Genomic DNA, 17637 nt, shown 5'->3' with positions numbered 1-17637 from the left:
TGCTTCAGCGGTTTCTGTTCGCACCCACGGCGCGCGCCTCGTGGCCGCTCGCATCGGCGAGCAGCGAGCTCGCAAGCTGCAAATCCGCCGTCTGGTGACCTTCGCTGAAGCGATCGAGGATCGGTTGCAGCAGCGCCCGTGCCTTGTCGAGGCGCCCGCGCTGGATCCAGGTGCCGGCCAGCGTGGTCGCGGCGCGTAGTTCCCAGGACAGTGCCTCCTGCTCCCGCGCGGTCGTCAGGGCCCTACGCAGCAGCGGCTCGACTTCGGCCTGACGTGCTGGTTCCGTGGCGAGGATCACCGCCCGGACGCGCAGCAATTCGGGCAGGTACATCGCATCGCCGCCAGGCTCGACATTGGACTGGCAGGCCTGGATCTCGTCGAGGGCCCGCTCGCCTTGTCCGAGCTGCGCCAGGCCCTGGGCCAGGGCCATCCGCAGCGGCGTCGAGAACAGCCGGTAATTCGAGGCGTGCAGCAGGACGAGCGCCTCGTCGAGCAGTTCCACGCCGAGCTCGGCCCGGCCGGTATGGATCGCGACCTCGCCGCGCCGTCCGATCACCAGCGCCCTGTAGGGCAGCAGCGAATTCTGCTCCGCCAGCGTCCAATGCCGGTCGAGCAGGCGCTCGGCCTCGTCCCAGTCCTGCCGCCAGATGAAGACCGGCGGCACGCCGCTCAGTGCGATCGCGAGACTTAACGTATGGTCGAGCGAGCCCGCCTCGGCGATCGACTGATGCGCCACGGCGGCGGCCTGGTCCGGGAAGCCGCGCAGCCAAAGGCTCTGGGCGACGATGACGCGGGCCCGGTTCGGATGGGTCGAATAGGAGGCGATGCGGTCGATCCCGGCATTGCGCTCGCCGAGCTCGATCGCTTCGTCGAGATGGATGCTCGCTTCGGCATGGCGCCCGACATGATGCAGGGCGATGCCGAGCGAGATATGCCCGAGCGCGACAATCGCTGGATCGGACTGCGCCTGGGCGATGCCATGGCCGCGCTCGGCCACGGCCAGCCCCTGCGCGAAACTGGCGCTGCGATTATGATAGACATGCAGCGCGCTGCTGATGGCGAGCTGGCGCTCGGTCTCGCCGAAGCGGGCGGCGAGTTCCATGGCGCGCTCGAACGCGGCGAGCGCTTTTGGCGTGTGCCCGCTCGTGTACATCAGCGCCTGGGCGAGGCAGGTTTGCAGCTCCATCTCATTGCGGGAGCCGATCTCCGCCGCCGGTAACGCGGCGATGGCGGTTTCGCAGACGCTCTGGCATTCCGAGAGCAGCGACAGCCTCTGGTAGAGGACCGCCGCTCCGGCGGCGAGGGGAGTTCCGCCGCGGTCCTCCCCGGGCGCGGCATAGCACCAGGTCAGGGCGGCGCGGATATTCGGGATGTCCTCGATGCCGGCAACCAGTCCGAAGCCATCGCCGGCCGCTTGCGGGGCGCTCCGCTGCAACAGCTCGCGGTAGTATCGCGCATGGCGCCTGGCGATTGCCGGCCACGCTTCCGGCACGACTTTCCCGCGCAGATAGGCCCGCATCGTGTCCAGCAGGCGAAAACGCGTCGCTGAGCCCGCGCGCCGCACCGAGACGAGCGATTTCGCGACAAGGTCGGCCAGGATCCGCGCTGTCTCGGTGGAGCTGATGTCGTCATCGCCCGCCACGGCGCAGGCCGCTTCCAGGCTGAACGGGCCGACGAAGGCGGTCAGTCGCCACAGGATCGTGCAGGCGCGCCTATCGAGGAGGTCATAGCTCCAGGCCAGCGTGTCGCCGAGCGAGCGGTGTCGCGGCGCTGCAGTGCGCTTGCCGCCATAGAGATGGTCGAGCCCGCCGCCGAGCAGCGCGGACGTGCCCTCCAGGCCATGGGTGGGCACGCGCCCGGCCGCCAGCTCGAGGGCGAGGGCAACGCCGTCGAGTTGCCGGCAGATCGACGCGATGATCGGCGCATCACCATCCACAAAGGAGAGGCGGCTATCGGCGGCGAGCGCCCGCTCGACCAGAAGCTCGGCCGCGGGATTCTCGAGAAGCCCGTCGAGCGAGGCTGATTGCTCGACCGATGGGGGATCGAAAGGCTCGAGTGGATAGACGTGCTCGCCCTCGACGCGCAGCGCCTCGCGGCTGGTCACCAGGAGGCGAAGCTGGGGCGCCTCTGCGAACAGGCGCTCCGCCAGGCTGGCGACGGCATCGAGCAGGTGCTCGACGCTGTCGAGAACGAGCAACGTCTTGCGGGACCTGAGACGCAGGACGATGTCCGGCGTCGGGTCGGGCGATTGCACGGGCAACCCGAGCGGCGCCGCGATCGCACTCGCGACCAGAGCGGAATCCTGGACCGCGCCGAGATCGACGAAGATCACCTCGCCCGCGCAGCCGCAGAGCTGATCGTGAGCGGCAGAGATGGCCAGCGCCGTCTTGCCGACGCCGCCCGCTCCGACGATGCTCACGAAGCGCTGATCCGCCAGCAGCCGGCCGAGCGCCGAGAGCGCATCGTCGCGCCCGACCATCCGCTTCAGGCGCGGCGGCAGGCGCACGGTCGAGGGCGGCAATCGCTCCGGCAGGATATCGAGATCGGAGCGCCGCAGCGGTCCGACGAAGCAATAGCCGCGTCCCGGCACCGAGGAGATGCAGCTGGAGGCGCTGTCCTCGTCGAGCCGGCGGCGCAGCTCGACCAGCTGAAAGCGCAGGCTGCCCTCGCCGACATGGATGCCCGGCCAGACTCGTTCCCAGATCGCCTGTTTGGAGACGGTAGCGCCGGCATTCTCGACGAGCAGGAGCAGGAGATCGAAGGCGCGTGCGCCGATCCGCACCGGCTCGCCGTCCTCTTCGAGCCGTCGCTGGGCCGGAAACAGCCGGAAACGGCCAAAGGCATAGATCGGTTGTGATGCTCCGGAAGGCGGTTGCATCTGGTGTCTTCGCCTGCCCGAAACTGCACCCGGCTGCCCTGTATGCAGTGTACGTGCCGTTGCGAAATTTGGAGAGCAAGTCACGATCCTGCGACCGCCATGCCGTGCCTGGCAAGCTCGCCATGGAAGGGATGATTCAGGTCCGGCTCGCGCCTAGGCACAGCCGGCGCTAGCGCATAGAAGCGCTCTGCCGCCCGGAACGAAGCGTCCGTGCGGGAGAAGAGCGCCTAACGATGCGAGGCTCGGCGAAGGCCGCTGCTCAATTCGCAGGGCAATGCGCGCCCGTTGCGATCCAGGCTTCGATCAGGCCGCCGAAGCCGGCTTGCGTGCCTGGCGCCGGTTCGCGCCCCTCGCCGGGATGCCAGGCCCAGCCGACGAGATGGTCCTCGGCGAGATGGGTGCGGATCTGGGCCAGCGAGCGTCCACCATTGCGGGCGGGATCCTTGATCTGCTCGCAGATCTCCTTGAGCGACTTGCCCTGCCAGGCCATCGAGATCGGCGCGAGGCTCCAATGCTCGGCGCCGGGCACGCTGGTGACGCCGGCGCTCAGCGTCGGCGTATTGCTGGTGCGATGGCAGGTGGCGCAGGGCATGCCCGGCACTCCCGCTCCCGCGCCCTCGCCTCCACCCGCGAAAATCGGCGGCATGTGAGTGCGCAGCGTCTCGCCCTGTGTCGGCCGGCGCGTCGGTGGGTGGCAGTTCAGGCAGCGCGGATGCTGCAGGACCTTGCCGGCCTCGCTGAACAGCGCTGCCGAGCGCCGGCTGGCATCGCCGATCGCGGCGAAGCTGCCGGCATCCTGCAAGGGCTTGCCGACCGGATGGGTGCGGTCGGTCTGCGATTGCGCGGCGCCGAACAGCGCGGCGCTGCCCATGACGGCGAGCAGCGCCAGGCCGGCGCGGGGGAGGAGGCGGGATTGTGTCACGGCGCTCAAGCCCTCTGTTCGATGGCGAGGTCGATCGGAAGCGAGCGCAGGCGGCGCCCCGTGGCGGTGAAGATGGCGTTGGTGATCGCCGGAGCGAGGACCGCCGTGCCCGGCTCGCCGACGCCACCCGGCTCCTCCGCGCTTTCGACGAGGATCACTTCGATCTGCGGCATCTCGTTCATGCGCAGCACCGGGTAATCGTGGAAGTTCGACTGCTCCACCCGGCCGTCGCGCACGGTGATGCGGCCATAAAGGACGGCGCTCAGGCCGAAGACGATGCCGCCCTCGATCTGCTGCTTGACGATGTTGGGATTGACCGCCCGGCCGCAGTCGACGACGCAGGTGATCCGCGGGATGCGGAGGCGGTCGCTGCCGATGACCTCGACCTCGGCGACGAGGCCGATATGGCTGCCGAAGCCGGAGAGAAGCGAGATGCCACGAGCATGGCCGGCCGGCAACGGCTTGCCCCAGCCGGATTCGGCCGCGACCCGGTCGAGCACCACGCGGATGCGCGAGTTCGGCTCGAGCAGCGCCCGCCGGTAGTCCACCGGATCGCGCTTGGCGCGGGCGGCGAGCTCGTCGATGACGCTCTCGACGACGAAGCAATTGCGGGTGTCGCCGACACCACGCCAATTACCCGCGAGCAGCCCGGCCGGCGGATCGTTGCGGACATAGTCGACGAGGAAGTTGGGGAAGCTGTACGGGCCATAGGCGCCGCCGGTGACGTCGAGATCGACCCCGTCCCTGAAATAGGGCGGCAGGAACCAGGCCATCACGGCCGGGCCGACGACCCGATGCTGCCAGCTCACCGGCATGCCCTGCGCATCCGTGCCGACGCGCACCCGGCTATGGTTGTGGAAACGGTACGAGCCCTGCCGCATGTCCTCTTCGCGACTCCAGATCACCTGCACCGGCTCCTGGACCTGGCGCGCGATCAGCGCCGCCTGGGTCACCCATTCCGACTGCAGCCGGCGGCCAAAGCCGCCGCCGATGAGGTGATTGTTGACGCGCACCGCCTCGACCGGCAGTCCGAGCGCGGCCGCGACCTCCTTGCGAGCCCGGCCCGGCACCTGGCTGCCGACCCAGATCTCGCACGCACCGGGGCGGACATGAGCGGTGCAGTTGAGCGGCTCCATGGCGGCATGCGCCAGCATCGGCATGCGATAATCGGCCGCGAAACTCGCCTGCGCCGCCGACATCGCGCCGGTCGGATCGCCCTTGGTCTCGGCAGTCAGGCCCGGGCGTCCGAGCGCGGCATCGCATTGCGCGACCAGCGCCGCGGTGTCGAGCCCGGCATGCGCGCCGCCATTCCAGCGCGGCGACAGTGCCGCGAGGCCCTTACGGGCGGCGCCGGTATGGTCGGCGATGACGGCGACCGCGCTCGGCAATTCGACGATCTTGCGCACGCCGCGGACGGCGAGCGCCGGGGCATGGTCGACCCCGGCCAGGCTGCCGCCGATGACCGGGCAGGCCATGACCGCGGCATAGCGCATGCCGGGCAGGCGGCGGTCCATGCCGAACAGCGCCGAACCATCGATCTTCGCGGGCGCGTCGAGCCGCGTCAGGCCCTTGCCGATCACGCGCAGTTCTTGCGTCCGCAGCGGTGGATCCTGCGGAACAGGCAGCGCGCGGGCTGCGTCGACCAGCGCGCCATAGGCGAGGCGCCGGCCACTCGGCGGATGGACGACGAAGCCGGCATCCGTGCGACAGCTCGCGGCTTCGACCGACCAGGAGCGGGCGGCGGCCTCGGTCAGCATCATCCGTGCGGCGGCACCTGCCTGGCGCATCTGCTTCCAGGCGCCGCGCACACCGAGCGAGCCGCCGGTGATCTGGTCGCCGAGCAGCGGATGGCCGTAGATCGCATCGTCGCCGGGCGCATGCTCGAGCCGGATGATCTGCGGAGCGACCTCGAGTTCCTCCGCGACGAGCATGGCGACCGCGGTGAGCGCGCCCTGACCCATCTCGGCATAGGGCACCGTCACGGTGATCGCGCCGCTCCGGTCGATCCGGATGAAACGGCCCGGCTGGAAGGGCGCATCGCTGGCGCTCACGCTTTGCGCCAGCGCTTCGGCTCCCGGCGAGAAGCCGATGACGAGTTCGCCGGCAAGCGCCGCGCCGGCAACGAGGAAGCCGCGCCGCGTCGATGCGAGGGTGGAAGCGGGGACGGCCATCTCAGAGCCTCCTCGTCGGCGACAGCTCGCCCGCCGCCTGCTTGATGGCGGTGCGGATGCGGCCATAGGTGCCGCAGCGGCAGATATTCCCCGCCATCACCGCATCGATCGCCGCATCATCCGGCGCCGGATTGGCATCGAGCAGCGCGGCCGCCTGCATCAGCTGGCCGGACTGGCAATAGCCGCATTGAACGACATCGACCGCGAGCCAGGCCTTTTGCAGCGCCTTGCCGGCAGGGCTCGCGGCCAGCGTCTCGATGGTCGTGACCGGCTGATCGCCGACATCGCCGACAGGCAGCACGCAGGAGCGCTTCGCCACTCCGCCGACATGGACGGTGCAGGCCCCGCACATCGCGGCGCCGCAGCCGAATTTCGTGCCGGTCAGGCCGAAGACATCGCGCAGGACCCAGAGCAGCGGCGTGTCGGGCTCGACATCCGCCTCGCGCACAGTTCCGTTGACCAGGACCCGCATCTCTCGCTTCCATCTTCACCGCGCGGACGCGCTCACTGAAGGGGAGGATGCAGGCTGAGCGCGGTCGCGTCAGGTTAGGAGTTGTTAGATTCCACTAAGCTGAACCTTGCCGAGTTGGCGCGGAGACCGTGGGTCTCTGCGATGGTCGGTCGACCTTCGCCTGATTGACAAGGCCTCTCGCCTCTGCCCTAAAATGCCTCCGCTGAATGTCATATTATATGACTAATTCGCGTTATCGGCCGCAGAGCTGACTCGTAATCCGACCCGGGAGAAGACGCATGAAGGCACTCAGATGGATGATGGCGCTCGCCCTTGGCGCGTTTGTCTTGGCGCCGCTGGCCCATGCCCAGCAGAAGGGCACGATCGGCGTCTCGATGCCGACCAAATCCTCCGCGCGCTGGATCGCGGATGGCGACAACATGGTGAAGTCGCTCAAGGAGAAGGGTTACGCCGTCGATCTGCAATATGCGGAAGACGACATTCCCAACCAGCTCGCCCAGATCGAGAACATGATCACCAAGGGCGTCAAGGTGCTGGTCATCGCCGCGATCGACGGCACCACCCTGTCGGACGCGCTGCAGCAGGCGGCGAGCAAGGGCATCAAGGTCATCGCCTATGACCGCCTGATCCGCAATTCCAAGAATGTCGACTACTACGCGACCTTCGACAATTTCCAGGTCGGCGTGTTGCAGGCGAGCTATATCGAGAAGGCGCTCGGCCTGAAGGAGGGCAAGGGCCCGTTCAATATCGAGCTGTTCGGCGGCTCGCCGGACGATAACAACGCCTATTTCTTCTATAATGGCGCGATGTCGGTGCTCGAGCCCTATATCAAGAGCGGCAAGCTCGTGGTGCGCAGCGGCCAGCTCGGCATGGACAAGGTCTCGACCCTGCGTTGGGACGGCGCGGTCGCCCAGGCCCGCATGGATAACCTGCTCAGCGCCTATTACGCCGACAAGCGCGTCGACGCCGTGCTCTCGCCCTATGACGGCCTGAGCATCGGCATCATCTCCTCGCTCAAGGGCGTCGGCTATGGCAGCGGCGGCCAGCCCATGCCGGTAATCACCGGCCAGGATGCCGAGGTGCAGTCGGTCAAGTCGATCCTCAACAAGGAGCAGACCTCGACCGTGTTCAAGGATACCCGCGAGCTCGCCAAGGTGGCGGCGAACATGGTCGACGCCTCGCTCTCGGGCAAGGAGGTCGAGGTCAACGACACCAAGACCTACGAGAACGGCGTCAAGACCGTGCCTTCCTACCTGCTGAAGCCGGTCAGCGTCGATGCCAACAACTGGAAAGAGACGCTGATCACCAGCGGCTACTACACCGAGAACCAGGTGAAGTGAGCGGCAGGCCCCGGCGGCCTGGCGCCTTCGCGGCGCCGGGCTCGCCTGCCGTCACCTCTGTGCGGGCTCCTGCCTGCCCGCGCCCCTCGCTGTGGGATGGAGCATGCAAGCGATCCTCGAAATGCGCGGGATTACCAAGACGTTTCCTGGCGTCAACGCGCTCGACAATGTCAACCTGACCGTCAAGTCCGGCGAGATCCACGCCCTGGTCGGCGAGAACGGTGCCGGTAAATCGACCCTGATGAAGGTGCTGAGCGGGGTCTATCCGCACGGCTCCTATTCCGGAACGGTCCATTACGACGGCGAGGAGCGGCAGTTCCGCGGCATCGCCGATAGCGAGAAGCTCGGCATCATCATCATCCACCAGGAACTCGCCCTGGTGCCGCTGCTCTCGATCGCCGAGAACATCTTCCTGGGCAACGAGCAGGCGAAATACGGTGTCATCGACTGGTCGGCCGCCTCGGCTCGCGCCAAGGACCTGCTCGCCACGGTCGGCCTGAAGGAGAAGCCGGAGACGTTGGTCACCACTCTCGGCGTCGGCAAGCAGCAGCTGGTCGAGATCGCCAAGGCCCTGTCGAAGAAGGTCCGGCTCCTCATCCTCGACGAGCCGACGGCGAGCCTGAACGAGAGCGACAGCGACGCCCTGCTCGAGCTCCTGCTCGCCTTCAAGAAGCAAGGCATTTCCTCGATCCTGATCTCGCATAAGCTCAACGAGATCGCCAAGGTCGCCGATTCCATCACGGTGCTGCGCGACGGCGCCACCGTGGAGACCCTCGATTGCCAGGAGCAGGCGATCAGCGAGGATCGCATCATCAAGGGCATGGTCGGGCGCGAGATGGCCGATCGCTATCCCAGTCGTGACGGACATCCCGGCGAGGTGCTGTTCGAGGTCGAGAACTGGACGGCCCATCACCCGATCCATGCCGAGCGGCAGGTGGTGAAGCGCGTCAATCTCAGCATCCGGCGTGGCGAGATCGTCGGCATTGCCGGGCTGATGGGCGCTGGCCGCACCGAATTCGCCATGAGCCTGTTCGGCCGCTCCTATGGCCAGAAGATCAGCGGGACTGCGAGGCTCGCCGGCAAGGTGATCGATGTCGGCACTGTCGAGCGCGCCATCGCCAGCGGCCTCGCCTACGCGACCGAGGACCGCAAGTCCCTCGGCCTCGTGCTCGAGGAGGATATCCGCAAGAACGTCACGCTCGCCAATCTGCCGGGGGTCGCCGAGCGCGGCATCATCGACGATATCCGCGAGCTCGCCGTCGCCAACGAGTATCGCGCCAAGCTCAGGATCCGCAGCCCCAGCGTCTATCAGCAGACGGTCAATCTCTCGGGTGGCAACCAGCAGAAGGTCGTGCTGAGCAAATGGCTCTTCGCCGATCCGCAGGTGCTGATCCTCGACGAGCCGACGCGCGGCATCGATGTCGGCGCAAAATACGAGATCTACACGATCATCAATCGGCTGGCCGAGACCGGCAAGGCGGTGCTGATGATCTCCTCCGAGATGCCGGAACTGCTCGGCATGTGCGACCGCATCTACGTGATGAATGAAGGGGCGCTCGTCGCCGAGCTCGACGCGGCCGAGGCATCCCAGGAGAAGATCATGCACGCCATCATGAAATCGGGGAGACGCTGATGGACACGAGCCTGACCGACGATGTGCGCGGCTCGCGGGCGCCGTCCTCGCTGAGCTTCATCAAGTCGCATTTCCGCGACTATGGCATGCTGCTCTCGCTGCTGGCGATCATGCTGTTCTTCCAGCTGGTCACCGACGGCACGCTGCTGAAGCCGCTCAACCTGACCAACCTGATCCTGCAGAACAGCTATATCGTCATCATGGCGCTCGGCATGCTGCTGGTCATCGTCGCCGGGCATATCGATCTGTCCGTCGGCTCGGTGGTCGGCTTCGTCGGTGGCCTCGCCGCGGTGCTGATGGTGCGCTACGGCGTCCATTTCGTGCCCACCATCATCATTTGCCTGGTCGTCGGCGGCCTCATCGGCGCGGCGCAAGGCTATTGGGTGGCCTATTTCAACGTGCCGTCCTTCATCGTCACGCTCGCCGGCATGCTGGTCTTCAAGGGGCTGACCCTGGCCCTGCTCGGGGGCATGTCGGTCGGCCCGTTTCCGCCCACCTTCCAGAAGCTCTCCTCCGGCTTCATCCCCGATCTCTTCGGCGTGGAAGGCTTCAATCTCACCGCGCTCTTCCTCGGCGTCGCCTGTGTCGTGGTGATGATCTATTTCAGCCTGCGCAGCCGGGCCAACCAGATGCGCCACAGCGTCGAGACCACGCCCTTCCCGCTCTTCGCCGTCAAGAATCTGCTGCTCGCGCTGCTGGTCGTCGCCTTCTGCTATCAGCTCGCCACCTATCGCGGCCTGCCGAATGTCCTGGTGATCATGTTCCTGCTGATCGCCCTCTATGCCTTCGTCACCAACCGCACCACGATCGGCCGGCGCATCTATGCGCTCGGCGGCAACGAGAAGGCGGCCCGGCTGTCGGGCATCAAGACCGAGCGCCTCACCTTTCTGACCTTCGTCAATATGGGCGTGCTGGCGGGGCTCGCCGGGCTGATTTTCGCCGCACGCCTCAACACCGCGACGCCCAAGGCCGGGCTCGGCTTCGAGCTCGACGTCATCGCCGCCTGCTTCATCGGTGGCGCCTCGGCCTCCGGCGGCGTCGGCAAGGTCACCGGTGCGGTGATCGGTGCCATGGTCATGGGCGTGATGAACAACGGCATGTCGATCCTCGGCATCGGCATCGACTATCAGCAGGTCATCAAGGGCCTCGTCCTGCTCGCCGCCGTGTCGATCGATGTCTACAACAAGAAGAAATGAGCTTGTGGCCGGGCTTCCGTTGCGGCATCCCGGTCATGCCCGGCCCGGCAGCCACATGACCTGCGGGGAGGGAGAGGCCTGACCGATCATGAATTCGCCGCAGCGCGCCCTGGCCCTGTCGATGCCCTCCCGCTCCGCGCATGAGCTCGTCGTGCACGGCATCGGCCGCCGGATCGTCGCCGGCCAGTATCCGATCGGCAGCACCTTGCCGGGCGATGCGGAACTGATGGAGCGTTTCGGCGTCTCGCGCTCGGTTCTGCGTGAGGCGCTGAAGACCCTCGCCGCCAAGGGGCTGATCGAGCCCAAGACCCGGGTCGGCACGCGCATTCTCGAAGAGAAGCGCTGGAACATGTTCGACGCCGATATCCTGAGTTGGCGGCTTCAGCGGGGCGCCGATGCGCCCTTCTTCGAGAATCTGTTCGACATCCGCCAGGCGCTGGAGCCGCTGGCCGCGGCCTCGGCCGCCCTGCGCCGCAGCGACGAGGATATCGGCCGGATCGAGGCGGCCTGGCACAGCATGGGGGCGCTGGACCAGACGCGCGAGGGCTTCACCGCTGCCGATCTCGCCTTCCATCGCGCCATCCTCGACGCCTCCGGCAATCCCTTCCTGCATTCGATCGGCTCTGTGATCGAGACGGCGCTGGCGGCGGCCTTCGCGCTGAGCGCGCCGGTCGACGACCCCGAGCGCTTCGCGCTGGCGCTGAGCCAGCACCGCGCCATCCTCGATGCCATCGTCGCGGGAGATGCCTGCGCCGCCAGTGAAACCATGACGGTGGTCATTGCCGAGGGCACGCGCTGGACCAGCATGGAATGGCGGGTGGCGCCCAGCGTCGCGATCTCGCTCAAGCTCTACGGCCGCTGATTGCGTTCTCTATCAATCGATGAGAGGCGGATCCGGCTCTAGCGCTGCAAGGCCGTCTCGATCAGCCCGATCAGGGCCTGGCTCTCGAAAGGCTTGGCGAGGAAGCCGATTCCGCCGGCGTTCATCGCCCGCGCGCGGACACGCTCATCGGGAAAAGCGGTGATGAAAATCACCGGGATGCCATGCCCGCCGCTGCGCAGGGCATGTGCAAGCTCGACGCCCCCTAGCCCTTCCATCTGGACGTCCGTGATGACGCAATCGACCGGAGAGGCCTGCACGACCGCGAGGAGATCCTCGGCCGAGGAGAAGGTCTGCGTCGCCAGGCCCAGTGACCGCACCAGGTTCTGCGTGGCGACGCGGACGGATGCATCGTCATCGACGATGGCGACGGTTTTGGTCATGGAGCTGTATTCCGTTGGGCCGGCAGGTTGCAGCGGCCCTTTTGCTTCCTCTCAGATGCGCCTTCGGGGGCGAAACGGGAATCATACAGAGGTTTAGGGTGGTGCTTTCACCCCTGAGGTGGCTGGATTGCCTGGAACATCTTGACCAGCTCGGCGAGCGAGCGCGCTCCCATCTTCTCCATCACATGGCCGCGGTGGATCTTCACGGTGATCTCGCTGATGCCGAGCTTGCCTGCGACCTGCTTGTTCATCAGCCCTGTCGTGACCAGTGCCATGACCTCGCGTTCCCGAGCTGTGAGCGTGTCGTAGGCGGCTTTCAGCTTGGCCGTCTGGCCCTGGGCGGCACGGCGTATCCGGTCACGCTCCAGCGCCTGCGAGACCGCGTCGAGCATGTCCTGGTCTCGGAACGGCTTGATCAGGAAATCGAGGGCTCCCGCCTTCATCGCCCGCACGGACATCGGCACGTCGCCATGGCCGGTCATGAAGACGATCGGGATGGTATTGCCCGCCTTGGCCAGCTGCCCCTGGAAGTCAAGACCGCTGACGCCCGGCAGCCTGACATCGAGCACGAGACAGCTATCGGCATCGGCCGCCGGCCGCGCCAGGAACTCGGTCGAGGACGAGAACAGCTCGACACGCATGCCGACCGACCTGAACAGGTTGCGCAGCGCCTCGCGCATGGACGGGTCGTCATCGACGACGAAGACGGTGGGTGCCTGCGGATCGGCCATCACGCGGCGTCCTTATGGCTCGGGAGCGAGACGGTGAAGGTCGCGCCTCCCTCGGGCTGCGCGCTGGCGCGGATGCGCCCGCCATGCGCTTCGAGGATCGAGCGGCAGATCGACAATCCCATCCCCATGCCGTTGGCCTTGGTGGTGTAGAAGGCGTTGAACAGGTTCGATGCCGTTTCCGGATCGAAGCCGGGACCCGAATCCGTCACGGTCATTTCAAGCGTACCATCGACGAGGCTGCAACCGATACGCAGCTCGCGCGCCCGCCCTTGGACCGCATCCATCGCCTGGCACGCATTGACGAGGAGATTGATCAGGACCTGCTGGATCTGCACGCGATCCCCGACGACCGCCGGCAGCGCCTCGTCCAGCTCGACACTCAACCGGGCCTGATGCCGTTCGAGCTCGCGGCGCATCAGCGTCGCCGTTTCCGTGATCAGCTCATCGAGTCCGAAGCTGGCCTGCTGCGGTGCCGACTTGCTCGACAGGGCGCGCAATCGCCGGATCACCGCGCTGGCGCGCTTGGCATCGTCGATCATGCTTTGCAGCGAGGTCAGGCCCTCGGTGAGTTCCGGCTGGGGGCGGCCGAGCCAGCGCAGCCCCGCCTCGCCATTGGTGACGATCGCTGCGAGCGGCTGGTTGACCTCATGTGCGATCGAGGCCGTCAGCTCGCCGAGCGTGGCGACGCGCGTGACATGCGCCAGCTCCGCCTGCGCGTGATGCAGGGCGTCCTCCGCCTTTCGCCGGGCGGTGACGTCCATGATCGTGACCAGCACCTGGTCGAGGCCCGGGCGCTCAGGCGGGATCGCCATGGTGAAAAGGATATCGAGCCGCCGGCCGTCGAGCGTTTCCATCAGGCTCTCGGCCTCGTAGGACATGCTGCCGCTCCAGAGCGAGGCCAGCATCCTCCAGAGCGAAGCGTCCATGTCCCTCGGCACCAGCCGCGGCAGCGCCCGCCGGAAGTCCTCGACGCTCGCCGCGCCGAACATCTTGAGCGTCGTGTCGTTGGCGTCGACGACGCGGATCAGGCCGAGCATGCGCCGGGCGAAACCCGGCTCCTCGGCCCTGAGCGCATCGACATCGTCGCGCCCCGCCGCCTTGAGGGCCGCGATCGCCGCGGCGACGATCGAAAAATCCATTTCGAGGATCGCGACGCCCGTGCCTCGGAAGATGTGGCGATAGCGCCGTTCGCTCTCGCCGAGAATCGAGATCGCCGACTTCACCTTTACCGCCAGCAGCGTCGTGATGCAGATCGCCGCCAGGCTGACCAGGCACCTCGCCACCGGGCCCGACTCGAAGCCTGTGCCGTGCGAGAGCAGGAAGCTGAGCAAGGTCAGCGCCATGCACCCGGCTCCGACCAGCAGCAGGGCGCGCCTGTCGGCGAAGTTGAGCGAGAGCAGGACGACGACGACGTAGAGCACTGCGATGGCGACGTCGAAGGGAGTCAGCGTGTCGATGGCGAAGATGATCAGCGCCAGCGACAGGGCCGCGATCGGTGAAAATACGGACATCCACTCTCCCTGAAGGCCGAGTGGCGTCTGCGCATGCGCGCAGGTTCCCGATGGCCCCCGCTCCGTCATAGCGCATGTCCGGTCCCGGCGTATCCTCCGCTATCGCCCTCGACACGAGTGGCCGACCAGACGGCCATCGCGGCAAGGAGGAGGATCGGCGCCAGCAGGCAGGTGAAGCCGAGCTTCGAAAAGAGAAGCGCACCGCCGCAGACCCCGCCGAGGAAGCCCAGCATGACGCTGCCGATCGTGACGACGCCGGGCTCGAGCCGGCGCTTGAGCAGGCTGTCGGCGAGGGCGATCGAGAACTGCACGGTGTTCGTCGTCATGACATTGGTGGAGGCGTGCTCGCCGAGCAGCAGGCGGCAGAGCGCGCTGTGCACGCCCATGGCCGCGAGCCCGAACAGGCAGGCCCAGGTCGCGGCGGCGCCGGTCTCGCCGCGCGCGCCGAGGATCATCATGCCGGCGACGAGCGCAGCCTCGAGGCCGAGCGTCAGGCGAAGCGCGATGCTCTTCGACCCAGACAGGACGCGAATGAGGAGGGTCGTCGCGAACGCCGTCGCCATGAAGACCGGTATCGCAGCGACCTTGATCACGGCGAAGCTTGCAGGCGCCCACAGGCTGGCCCCGGCCAGGACGTAGCTGCCCGTCGCCTGCGCGACGAAGAAGCCGTTGAAAGCCAGGAAGGAGCAGGAATCGACAAAGCCGGCGACGATGGCCAGCAGGCTCGGAACGGCCGGGATGGCGAGCGCCGTCGGGCGGCTGCGCGGGAGATCCGCTTGTGTGGCAAGGGTCATGGGGTTTCTCGCTCGAAATGGCGCCGAAACCTAACCGCCTGCCGACGCCGGCTGAATCGTCAGCCAGTGCTAGCCCCCTCATACGCGAGTATGAGGGGGCGATACGAGCGTCCGATTACGGCACGTGGCCGGGCCGCCTAGCCTCCCTCCCATCGCAACCAGATGAGACGAGGCAGCGCCATGGTCGCCGTTCCGCACCGATCCAAGCACGTGTTTCAGCTCGGCGCCCAGGAGCCCCGCTTCAAGGGGCCGAAAGGCAGCATCGCCCATATGGATGCCGGCGAGCTGCCGCTCCTGAAGGGCCTTTCGCTGCGCCGCCTGAGGCTGGCGCCACAGGGCGTGCGTGAGCCGCATTGGCACGCCAATGCTCATGAGCTCGGCTATTGCCTGGGCGGCGAGGCGCTGGTCACCATTGCCGGCAACCACAGCAGCCGCGAGAGCTTCACCATTGGTCGCGGCGAGATGTTCTTCGTGCCCTCCGGGGCGATGCACAGCATCGAGAACATCGCCGATGGCGAGACCGATTTCGTCCTCGCCTTCAGCCACGAGCAACCTGAGGATTTCGGCATCGCCGCCTCCTTCGCGGCGATGACCGACGCCGTGCTCGGCAACACCTACGGGCTCGCCACCTCGGCCTTCCGCGGCCTCGACCGAAAGGCTCTACGCAACGAGGTCTACGATCTATCCTCGCTGGTCGTGGCCGAGGGCCAGGCGCTCCATGCCAACGCGCTGCGCTATCCGGTCGAGGCTACGCCGCCGCAGATCGATTTCCCGGCCGGCACCGCGCATCTCGCCAAGGTCGAGCTCTGGCCGGCGCTGCGGGACATCTCGATGTTCTCGGTCAGGATCAGCGATCAGGGCATGCGCGAGCCGCACTGGCATCCTGAGACGGCCGAGATGGGCTATGTCGCCCAGGGCCAGGGTCGCATGACGATCCTCGACCCCGACGGCAGCACCGACACCTATCTGCTTGGTCCGGGCGATGCCTATTTCATCCAGCGCGCCTATCCGCACCACATCGAGAATATCGGCGAGGAAACCTTCCACGCCCTGATCTTCTTCGACCGGCCCTCGCCGGGCGACATTGGCTACAAGTCGCTCGCGAGTTGCTTCCCCCGCGACGTCCTGGCCGGTGCCTTCGGGATGAACGAGGCCGACCTGCCGCGCTTCCCCTTCACCGCGCTCGACCCGCTGCTGGTCCCGCGCGTGAACCCGATCGATCCGATCGCCTGACCCTCCCCACAGAAAGGACGAAGACCATGACCCGTTCCACGGCTGAAAGCCTGCGCACCGCCCCGCTCCAGACGCCGACCGACCTCGGCACGAATGCCACCAAGGACATCGCGCCGGCCCTGACCGCGCTGCTGGCGGATACGTTTGCGCTCTACCTCAAGACCAAGAATTTCCACTGGCACATGTCGGGCCCGCATTTCCGCGACTACCACCTCCTGCTCGACGAGCAGGGCGAGCAGATCTTCGCCATGACCGATGCGATTGCCGAGCGTGCCCGCAAGATCGGCGGCACCACCCTGCGCTCGATCGGCCATATCGCCCGGCTGCAGCGCCTGGCGGACAACGACGCCGAATACGTCACGCCCTCCGACATGCTGGCCGAACTGGCGAGCGACAACCGCCAGCTCGCCGCCTTCCTGCGCGCGACCCATGCCGTCGCCGAGGAGCATAACGACGTCGCGACGACCAGCCTGATCGAGGTCTGGATCGACGAGACCGAGCGTCGCGCCTGGTTCCTGTTCGAGACCGGCCGCACCGCGTCCTGAGACCGATGGCGCCGGCCGTTCCGGCCAAGGCACGGACGCGCCCTCGCATTCGACTGTTCCCACGCGACCAACCGTAACCGCTGACCCGCAGGCGGGCAGCTCATTCAGGAGGAAATGAGATGTCGATCAATGCGATTTCAATGACGGCGCTTGGCGCGGCGCTGGCCGCTGCCATCACGCTTGCCGCTCCCATGGCGCAGGCCGAGACGAGCGCTCCGGTCAAGGCCAGGAACGTCGTGCTGGTCCATGGCGCCTGGGCCGACGGCTCGAGCTGGGGCGAGGTCATCCCGCTGCTCCAGGCCGCCGGCCTGCACGTGACGGCAGTCCAGAATCCGCTCAGCTCGCTGGAGGATTCGGTCGCGGCGACCAGGCGCGCGCTCGCCCTGCAGGACGGACCGACGGTGATCGTCGCCCATTCCTGGGGCGGCACCGTGATCAGCCAGGTCGGCACCGATCCGAAAGTCTCGGCGCTGGTCTATGTCGCGGCGCGGGCGCCCGATGCTGGCGAGGATTTCGTCGCGCTATCCGCCAAATTCCCGACCGGCCCGGTCCGCGCCGGCATCCAGGTCAATGACGGCTATACGCAGCTCTCCGAGGACGCCTTCCTGAAGTATTTCGCCAATGGCGTTCCCCACAAGCAGGCCGAGGAACTCTATGCCGTGCAGGGCTCGACCGCGGCCTCGATCTTCGCCGGCCGCACGACGGAAGCCGCCTGGCGCAGCAAGCCGTCCTGGTACGCCGTCTCGAAGCTCGATTACACGATCAATCCCGATCTCGAGCGCTTCCTCGCCAAGCGCATGAATGCCACCACCGTGGAACTGGATGCGGGGCACCTGTCCCTGGTCTCGCATCCCAAGGAGGTCGCAGACCTCATCCTGCAGGCGGCGGGATACGGGAAGTGACGACGCCCGCGGCCGGCGGCCAAAGCGCCGCCGAGCTCGGCAAGGC

15 protein-coding genes are annotated in these 17637 nt (G+C 67.1%); 7 read left to right on the top strand and 8 right to left on the bottom strand.

Features of this window, described 5'->3' with window-relative positions; genetic code table 11:
* Positions 1 to 4 precede the first annotated feature (4 nt).
* The 4 genes from EV560_RS08385 to EV560_RS08370 form a co-directional block, all read right to left on the bottom strand.
* The gene (locus EV560_RS08385) at positions 5 to 2878 is read right to left on the bottom strand and encodes an ATP-binding protein (RefSeq protein ID WP_131855276.1); all 2874 of its coding nucleotides are present in this window, start codon (positions 2876 to 2878) and stop codon (positions 5 to 7) included.
* Positions 2879 to 3137: 259 nt separating this feature from the next.
* On the bottom strand, positions 3138 to 3809 hold the full coding sequence (locus EV560_RS08380) for an Isoquinoline 1-oxidoreductase subunit (protein ID WP_165923383.1): 672 nt from the start codon (positions 3807 to 3809) through the stop codon (positions 3138 to 3140).
* Positions 3806 to 5971 carry a xanthine dehydrogenase family protein molybdopterin-binding subunit gene (locus EV560_RS08375; RefSeq protein WP_131855275.1) on the bottom strand — a complete coding sequence of 722 codons (2166 nt, stop codon included), beginning with the start codon at positions 5969 to 5971 and terminating at the stop codon, positions 3806 to 3808. The genes EV560_RS08380 and EV560_RS08375 overlap by 4 nt, the downstream gene beginning before the upstream one ends.
* Position 5972: 1 nt before the next feature.
* On the bottom strand, positions 5973 to 6443 hold the full coding sequence (locus tag EV560_RS08370; protein WP_131855274.1) for a (2Fe-2S)-binding protein: 471 nt from the start codon (positions 6441 to 6443) through the stop codon (positions 5973 to 5975).
* A 278-nt stretch (positions 6444 to 6721) separates the two neighbouring features.
* Between EV560_RS08370 and chvE the strand changes: the two genes are divergently transcribed.
* The 4 genes from chvE (at position 6722) to EV560_RS08350 (ending at position 11474) form a co-directional block, all read left to right on the top strand.
* Positions 6722 to 7783 carry a multiple monosaccharide ABC transporter substrate-binding protein gene (gene chvE, locus EV560_RS08365; protein ID WP_131855273.1) on the top strand — a complete coding sequence of 354 codons (1062 nt, stop codon included), beginning with the start codon at positions 6722 to 6724 and terminating at the stop codon, positions 7781 to 7783.
* A gap of 103 nt (positions 7784 to 7886) precedes the next feature.
* Complete coding sequence (gene mmsA, locus EV560_RS08360) at positions 7887 to 9416, top strand: multiple monosaccharide ABC transporter ATP-binding protein (RefSeq protein ID WP_131855272.1); 1530 nt, start codon at positions 7887 to 7889, stop codon at positions 9414 to 9416.
* An 11-nt stretch (positions 9417 to 9427) separates the two neighbouring features.
* Positions 9428 to 10612, top strand: a complete 1185-nt coding sequence (mmsB, locus tag EV560_RS08355) for a multiple monosaccharide ABC transporter permease (RefSeq protein ID WP_282568846.1) — start codon at positions 9428 to 9430, stop codon at positions 10610 to 10612.
* 88 nt (positions 10613 to 10700) lie between these two features.
* Positions 10701 to 11474: a FadR/GntR family transcriptional regulator gene (locus EV560_RS08350; protein ID WP_131855270.1), complete on the top strand. Its 774-nt coding sequence runs from the start codon at positions 10701 to 10703 to the stop codon at positions 11472 to 11474.
* 38 nt (positions 11475 to 11512) lie between these two features.
* Here EV560_RS08350 and EV560_RS08345 read toward each other — a convergent pair whose 3' ends face one another.
* From EV560_RS08345 to EV560_RS08330, 4 genes are all read right to left on the bottom strand, one after another.
* Positions 11513 to 11875 (bottom strand): response regulator transcription factor, encoded by a 363-nt coding sequence (locus EV560_RS08345; protein ID WP_131855269.1) that lies wholly within the window; start codon positions 11873 to 11875, stop codon positions 11513 to 11515.
* 107 nt (positions 11876 to 11982) lie between these two features.
* Positions 11983 to 12606 (bottom strand): response regulator transcription factor, encoded by a 624-nt coding sequence (locus EV560_RS08340; RefSeq protein ID WP_131855268.1) that lies wholly within the window; start codon positions 12604 to 12606, stop codon positions 11983 to 11985.
* The gene (locus EV560_RS08335; RefSeq protein ID WP_131855267.1) at positions 12606 to 14117 is read right to left on the bottom strand and encodes a sensor histidine kinase; all 1512 of its coding nucleotides are present in this window, start codon (positions 14115 to 14117) and stop codon (positions 12606 to 12608) included. Before EV560_RS08335 ends, EV560_RS08340 begins: the two co-directional genes overlap by 1 nt.
* Before the next feature lie 65 nt (positions 14118 to 14182).
* Positions 14183 to 14911 carry a YoaK family protein gene (locus tag EV560_RS08330; RefSeq protein ID WP_131855266.1) on the bottom strand — a complete coding sequence of 243 codons (729 nt, stop codon included), beginning with the start codon at positions 14909 to 14911 and terminating at the stop codon, positions 14183 to 14185.
* 180 nt (positions 14912 to 15091) lie between these two features.
* Between EV560_RS08330 and EV560_RS08325 the strand changes: the two genes are divergently transcribed.
* From EV560_RS08325 to EV560_RS08315, 3 genes are all read left to right on the top strand, one after another.
* Positions 15092 to 16144, top strand: a complete 1053-nt coding sequence (locus tag EV560_RS08325; RefSeq protein WP_131855265.1) for a cupin domain-containing protein — start codon at positions 15092 to 15094, stop codon at positions 16142 to 16144.
* Between the two features lie 26 nt (positions 16145 to 16170).
* Positions 16171 to 16689, top strand: a complete 519-nt coding sequence (locus tag EV560_RS08320) for a Dps family protein (protein WP_131855264.1) — start codon at positions 16171 to 16173, stop codon at positions 16687 to 16689.
* A 119-nt stretch (positions 16690 to 16808) separates the two neighbouring features.
* A complete protein-coding gene (locus tag EV560_RS08315; RefSeq protein ID WP_248311941.1) occupies positions 16809 to 17591 on the top strand; it encodes an alpha/beta fold hydrolase in 783 nt (260 codons plus the stop codon).
* Positions 17592 to 17637 lie beyond the last annotated feature (46 nt).

The organism is Allobosea sp. BK604, from assembly GCF_004341515.1.
Classification (GTDB): domain Bacteria; phylum Pseudomonadota; class Alphaproteobacteria; order Rhizobiales; family Beijerinckiaceae; genus Allobosea.
Note: the sequence above shows the minus strand (reverse complement) of the source record. Positions and strands in the feature narration are given on the sequence as shown.

Coding starts and splice junctions, on each gene's coding strand:
- EV560_RS08370 (WP_131855274.1), bottom strand. CDS start 6,443: ATGCGGGTCCTGGTCAACGGAACTGTGCGCGAGGCGGATGTCGAGCCC.
- EV560_RS08340 (WP_131855268.1), bottom strand. CDS start 12,606: ATGGCCGATCCGCAGGCACCCACCGTCTTCGTCGTCGATGACGACCCG.
- mmsA (WP_131855272.1), top strand. CDS start 7,887: ATGCAAGCGATCCTCGAAATGCGCGGGATTACCAAGACGTTTCCTGGC.
- chvE (WP_131855273.1), top strand. CDS start 6,722: ATGAAGGCACTCAGATGGATGATGGCGCTCGCCCTTGGCGCGTTTGTC.
- EV560_RS08350 (WP_131855270.1), top strand. CDS start 10,701: ATGAATTCGCCGCAGCGCGCCCTGGCCCTGTCGATGCCCTCCCGCTCC.
- EV560_RS08385 (WP_131855276.1), bottom strand. CDS start 2,878: ATGCAACCGCCTTCCGGAGCATCACAACCGATCTATGCCTTTGGCCGT.
- EV560_RS08315 (WP_248311941.1), top strand. CDS start 16,809: ATGTCGATCAATGCGATTTCAATGACGGCGCTTGGCGCGGCGCTGGCC.
- EV560_RS08345 (WP_131855269.1), bottom strand. CDS start 11,875: ATGACCAAAACCGTCGCCATCGTCGATGACGATGCATCCGTCCGCGTC.
- EV560_RS08335 (WP_131855267.1), bottom strand. CDS start 14,117: ATGTCCGTATTTTCACCGATCGCGGCCCTGTCGCTGGCGCTGATCATC.
- EV560_RS08375 (WP_131855275.1), bottom strand. CDS start 5,971: ATGGCCGTCCCCGCTTCCACCCTCGCATCGACGCGGCGCGGCTTCCTC.
- EV560_RS08330 (WP_131855266.1), bottom strand. CDS start 14,911: ATGACCCTTGCCACACAAGCGGATCTCCCGCGCAGCCGCCCGACGGCG.
- EV560_RS08325 (WP_131855265.1), top strand. CDS start 15,092: ATGGTCGCCGTTCCGCACCGATCCAAGCACGTGTTTCAGCTCGGCGCC.
- EV560_RS08320 (WP_131855264.1), top strand. CDS start 16,171: ATGACCCGTTCCACGGCTGAAAGCCTGCGCACCGCCCCGCTCCAGACG.